Genomic DNA, 2,489 nt, shown 5'->3' on the forward strand with positions numbered 1-2,489 from the left:
AGCATGCGCCGGCACTCAATCGCATCGAGTTAGTGGGCTATCTGCTCAATCTGCTAACCACGCTGGATGCTTTGCATCAGCAAAATATTTTTGTCGGCGATCTTAATCCGCACAATTTGTTGTGCGACCCGCATACCGGTACGGTCACATTGCTCGATTGTGACAGTTTCCAAATCCCACATTTTGATAAGCAAGTTTTTGCCTGTACCGTTGGTCACCCAAGCCTGCTGCCGCCCGAATTTCGGGGAAAATCACTGAAAGAAACGCAACGCAACGCTGCCTCCGATTGCTACGCCGTGGCGATGATCACCTTTATGACGTTAATGATGGGGCGACACCCATTTGATCATCAAGGAGGGGAAAGCTTAGCGGATAATATGACGAAGGGCTTTTTCCCTTATGCGCGCTGTAACATTAGTGCCGATGGCCAGCACCATATTCCATTAGGTGAATGGTACTTATTGTGGCAAATGATCCCTGATACATTGCAGCAACTGTTTGAGCGCTGCTTTATTGAAGGCCTGCACCAGCCAGAAAAGCGCCCCACTCTGACTGAATTCCGGCAACATTTGCAGCATTACCACGGTCAGCTGGTCAATGGCGAGAAAGCACCATGTTTAGGGATCCCGCGGCGCATGACGCTTGAGGCCCCCTCTTCAAGCGAATCCAAACCGGTCATGCTCCGCAGAGCCACACCCGAGCGAGATGTAGTAAGCCGAGTGGTTGAAAGCATCGTTATCTAAGCGGTGTATAGCGCTAAACAGGCTGCTATTAAAGAAAACGATAAGTAGCATGCAAAACATCATGCTACTTAGTCTGATAAGCGTTATTTAAGATAAACGATGTGCTATTCAGGGAAGGAAATGTGCTCCTAGCAGACTACTGCCATGGGCATCACGCAGACTGTACCGATTTCTCTGCACTTTTTTCTTCGACACTTTCTTGTATCGTCACATGCTGATCTGACTGCATATTTTTCTTCTGCGCTAATTTGCCATGCAGCCAAACTCCGCTGGCTTTCATGCTATAACCAAATACTGCACCTAACACCAGCGATGGCACAACCACCTGCCATTGGCCGTTAGCCGCAAAAGTCGCGCAGCAGCCAATGAATGTACCTGGAATGAATTTCAGCCAGTTTTGCTTGGCTTGGATACACATAAAGAAAGAGACGACTGCGGTCAGCATATAACCAGCAATTTCCAGATGCGGAGTTAATGCGCTGCCATGCAGGATCACGATTGCCCAGAAAACACCGCTCAGATTAGTCAGCACGCTAAGCAGCAAGCCACGTAACCCATCGACTGGAGACGCAAAGTAGGTGGTGCAGCCGAGGAAACCCGCCCAACTGAGCAAACCGAGACTGACCGCAACCCAAGCCCAAAGACCAGATAGAAGACCGGTAGTCAGTGCGATTGCCATAAGAATGCTCATACTTTTGCGCTCCGTAGTATAGAAGGAGCGAAGTATAAGGATCTGACTATTGTCAGATAAAGAGGTGCATCAAACTTTTATGCAAATACTCATCGTGAAAATCACCGCAAAGTGACTTACATCACACAATTTATGTATTTCACATACTCAGCCATGCTGATGAAACGCGATTAACCCGCACACGCATACGCCCCGTAGGCCAGCGTAGAGGCTGGAGACAGGCGATCATTCATCACCTTAATCGGCTCGCCGAGAGCCAGAGGACGATCATTGAGGATCATCTGTGGCTGGGCAACTAAGCACAAACTGGCGTTACCGCTATTTTCCACCACAAACAGCAATACTTTTTCTTCGCTATCAACCAATTGTACTTGAACCAATTCACCCATTTCCGGTGAATAGCCATGATTGATTTGGGCAAAATACCAACTCTTTGGCATTACCGGTTTTAAAAAGCGTTGCGCAGCAACGGCGTTTAAAACTAATTCCGCTTTCTGTGCTGATGTCAGTGGGCTAGCGTGTAAGCCATCCATATAATCATAATATTGCGCTGTATCTTCGACCGTAAATGCACAGCCAGAAAAAATATCCGCAATCAAAAAACGACCCGCGAGCCGGGAGCGAAATACCATTCCATTGGCAAGATCGAGCATTAAACGGTCAAACTCGGCGTCAAAATACCATTTCCAGCGATCGTCCGGCTTGATTTTCATTATCAGACCTAATGTATTTTATCAGTGTAGACAGTGTGTTTTATAAAACGGCAAGGTACAGGATAAATGTAAACCAGACAGGCGTTATTGCAAACCCCTGTCTGGCCTTTTATGCAGAAATAATCAGAGATGGGACACAATATCTTTAATTAAACGCGGACCATGATAAATAAAGCCAGAATAAATCTGCACCAGTGATGCTCCCGCAGCCATTTTCTCACGCGCGGCAATGGCTGAATCAATCCCGCCGACACCGATTATCGGTAACTGCCCTTTCAGCTCAGCGGATAATTTACGGATCACTTCAGTACTGCGATGCTGTAACGGTCGGCCACTTAATCC

At 47.4% G+C, this 2,489-nt stretch carries 3 protein-coding genes and 1 pseudogene; 1 reads left to right on the top strand and 3 read right to left on the bottom strand.

What is annotated here, in order from left to right:
- The coding region (locus ACRC27_RS06470; RefSeq protein WP_438639460.1) for a protein kinase domain-containing protein at nucleotides 1-743 on the top strand (743 nt) is incomplete at its 5' end.
- Nucleotides 744-894: 151 nt separating this feature from the next.
- On the opposite strand, the gene ACRC27_RS06475 is transcribed toward ACRC27_RS06470, so the two are convergent.
- The 3 genes and pseudogenes from ACRC27_RS06475 to ACRC27_RS06485 all read right to left on the bottom strand — a co-directional run.
- The gene (locus tag ACRC27_RS06475; RefSeq protein ID WP_438639461.1) at nucleotides 895-1,434 is read right to left on the bottom strand and encodes a DUF1097 domain-containing protein; all 540 of its coding nucleotides are present in this window, start codon (nucleotides 1,432-1,434) and stop codon (nucleotides 895-897) included.
- Between the two features lie 170 nt (nucleotides 1,435-1,604).
- The gene (locus ACRC27_RS06480) at nucleotides 1,605-2,147 is read right to left on the bottom strand and encodes a cell division protein ZapC (protein ID WP_010863983.1); all 543 of its coding nucleotides are present in this window, start codon (nucleotides 2,145-2,147) and stop codon (nucleotides 1,605-1,607) included.
- Between the two features lie 123 nt (nucleotides 2,148-2,270).
- Nucleotides 2,271-2,489, bottom strand: a pseudogene (locus tag ACRC27_RS06485) (quinone-dependent dihydroorotate dehydrogenase); the annotation flags it as partial.

The organism is Plesiomonas sp. (assembly GCF_051650925.1).
GTDB lineage: Bacteria > Pseudomonadota > Gammaproteobacteria > Enterobacterales > CAMTGL01 > Plesiomonas.

Coding starts and splice junctions, on each gene's coding strand:
- ACRC27_RS06475 (WP_438639461.1), bottom strand. CDS start 1,434: ATGAGCATTCTTATGGCAATCGCACTGACTACCGGTCTTCTATCTGGT.
- ACRC27_RS06480 (WP_010863983.1), bottom strand. CDS start 2,147: ATGAAAATCAAGCCGGACGATCGCTGGAAATGGTATTTTGACGCCGAG.